Origin of the sequence: Pyxidicoccus fallax (genome assembly GCF_012933655.1) — a bacterium.
Lineage (GTDB): Bacteria > Myxococcota > Myxococcia > Myxococcales > Myxococcaceae > Myxococcus > Myxococcus fallax.
The window spans coordinates 1-2,569 of sequence record NZ_JABBJJ010000644.1 but is presented as its reverse complement, the minus strand read 5'-3'; the positions used below and the strand labels follow the sequence as shown (position 1 = coordinate 2,569).

Here is a 2,569-nt window from a genome sequence, read left to right as displayed (position 1 = left end):
GCATTAAGCTGGGCGCGCCCACCGCTGGAGGTGGGAACTCCCCGGGGCCCGGTGGTGTCCGGGAGGGTGGCCGGACTCGGGTCCGGCCTTGGAGGACGCAACTCGTGATGGGCATTCAGCGGGCGCACATGTCGGTCAGGCGGTGGTGGTGGGTGGCGGCGCTGGGGCTGGCGGTAACGGGCTGCCGGACGACGGGCTCGGCGGCCCGGGACGGCCAGGGCACGCCCCCGAAGCAGGAGCTCCAGTTCGACCCCGTGACGGTGACGGCGGACCTGGAGCTGGACAAGCTCAACGACGAGGAGCTCTTCGCGGGCGGCACCTCGGCCTTCGCGGCCAATGACTTCAAGCAGGCGGCGCGCTACTTCGGCCGGCTCGCGGACTTCCACCCGGACAGCCGCCACCGCCGCGCGGCCCTCTACAACGCGGGCCTTTCCCACCAGCGCCTCAAGGAGTGGGAGGAGGCCGAGCACCGCTTCTCCGAGCTGGCGGACCCGGAGAAGGGCCAGGGCGACGCGCTCGACGCCGCCTTCCGTGTGGCCGAGTCGCGCTACCACCTGGAGCGCTACGACGAGGCCGTGAAGCTCCTGGGCACCATCGCCGCGCGTGAGGACCTCCCCGTCAACCGCCGCCTGGAGGCCCAGGTGCAGCAGGGCGTCTGCCAGCTGGAGGCCGGCCGCGGCGAGGAGGCGGAGAAGACGCTGCGCAAGTCGCTCGCCACCTACGAGGCCCTGGCCGACAAGGACGAGGTGGACGACTACTTCCCCGCCCAGGCGCACTTCTTCGTCGGGGAAATCTACCGGCTGCACTACGAGGGCGTGAAGCTGGACCCGGCGAAGGGCTCGGACAAGCTGGCCGAGGACCTCAACTACAAGGCGGAGCTGCTCCTGTCCGCGCAGGGCCACTACCTGCGCTCCATCCGCGTGGGCAACGGCTACTGGGCCACCGCCGCGGGCGCGCAGATTGGCGCCCTGTACGAGAACCTCTACGAGCACATGGTGAACTCGCCCGCCCCGGCGGAGCTCAACGCCGAGGAGGCGCAGGTCTACCGCCAGGAGCTGCGAAAGAAGATTCGCGTGCTCATCACCAAGTCCATCAACATCTACGAGCGCACCCTGGAGACGGCCGAGCGCATCGGCTCGCAGAGCGCCTTCGTGGACCGCACCCGCGCGAGCCTCGAGAAGATGAAGGCCCTGCTGCTGGCGGACGCGGAGGGCGAGCCCGCTCCGGACCCGGCCGCCGCGGACGGCGAGCCTCACTCCTGAAGGCCCGGGGGCCCGGTGTTGGGCTCCCGGCACCACACGGCATAGCCTGGGGCTCCCCATGGAGCCCCTCTTCACCCCCGAGCAGCTCGCGGAGATTCACGCCTACCACCTGCCCTACTACATCCGGGCGGCGGTGGACCCCTTCGCGCGGCTGGGGCTGATGGCGTTGCAGCTCGGGGTGCTCGTCCAGCCCTTCCACCGGATGGCCACGGCGGCCGCCGCCGGGCTGGAGCACAGGCTCGGCTTCCTGCGCACGGCGCCCGTCAGCCGCGTCTTCTTCCAGGCCATGGACCGGCTGTGGGGCGAGTCCGGCTGGGGCGCGGCCGTCCTCTTCGCGCTCCTCACGGACCTGTTCATCCGGCTCGTCTACACGCCGGTGGACACCTGGTTCAACTACACGCTGGAGCACCGGCACGGCATGTCCAACTACACGCCGGGCGCCTACGCGTGGGATGTGCTCAAGGAGCAGGCGGTGACGACCCTCGCCCTCACCGCGCTCGTCATCGGCCTGTACGGGCTGGCGCGCCGCGTGCGGCGCTGGTGGCTGGTGCTGGGCGTGCCCGTGGCCCTGCTCATGCTCGTGGCCTCGGCCCTGGACCCGTACCGGGACCTCCTCTACTACAAGCAGAAGCCGCTGCCCGAGGGGGCCCTGCGCACCCGGCTGACGGGGCTGTTGGAGAAGGCCGGCGTCTCCTTCGCCGACATGCGCGTGGAGGAGACGTCCGTCTCCTCCCGCCGCGTCCAGGCATACTTCGCCGGCCAGGGCCCCACGCGGACCATCGTCCTCAACGACGTCATCCTCAAGGAGTTCTCCGAGGACGAGGTGCTCGCCGCCGTGGCCCACGAGGCCGGCCACGTCCACGAATCGAAGTGGCTCGGCCGCATCGCCTCCTCGCTCGCGCTGGTGGCCTTCCTCTTCGCCATCGACCGGCTCCTGCGCGTGTCCGCCTCCCGGGGCTGGTTCGGCGCCACGCGCTTCGCGGACATCCGCACCCTGCCGCTCATCTGGCTGCTGCTCTTCTGCGTCTTCCTCGTGGGAAAGCCCATCGCCGGCGCCTTCTCCCGCGAGCGCGAGCGCGAGGCGGACCGCTACGCGCTGCGCCTCACCGGCGACGTGGAGTCCTTCCGCCGGATGCTGGTGAAGGCCGCCCGGGTGAACAAGATGGACCCGGAGCCTCCCCGCTGGGTCGTCCTCAAGGGCATGAGCCACCCGCCCATCGGCGAGCGGCTCGCCGCGCTTCCACCGCCTCCGTGAAGAAGCGGCCGGCAGGTGGGCTCCCGCTCCCGCCTTCCCGCCCATCCCGAGC

General features: G+C 71.2%; 2 protein-coding genes. Both read left to right on the top strand.

The window, feature by feature from the left end; genetic code table 11:
- Nucleotides 1–107: 107 nt before the first annotated feature.
- Nucleotides 108–1,262: a tetratricopeptide repeat protein gene (locus HG543_RS53005; protein WP_246357944.1), complete on the top strand. Its 1,155-nt coding sequence runs from the start codon at nucleotides 108–110 to the stop codon at nucleotides 1,260–1,262.
- Between the two features lie 58 nt (nucleotides 1,263–1,320).
- Nucleotides 1,321–2,517 (top strand): M48 family metalloprotease, encoded by a 1,197-nt coding sequence (locus HG543_RS53000; protein ID WP_169352581.1) that lies wholly within the window; start codon nucleotides 1,321–1,323, stop codon nucleotides 2,515–2,517.
- Nucleotides 2,518–2,569 lie beyond the last annotated feature (52 nt).

Coding starts and splice junctions, on each gene's coding strand:
- HG543_RS53005 (WP_246357944.1), top strand. CDS start 108: ATGGGCATTCAGCGGGCGCACATGTCGGTCAGGCGGTGGTGGTGGGTG.
- HG543_RS53000 (WP_169352581.1), top strand. CDS start 1,321: ATGGAGCCCCTCTTCACCCCCGAGCAGCTCGCGGAGATTCACGCCTAC.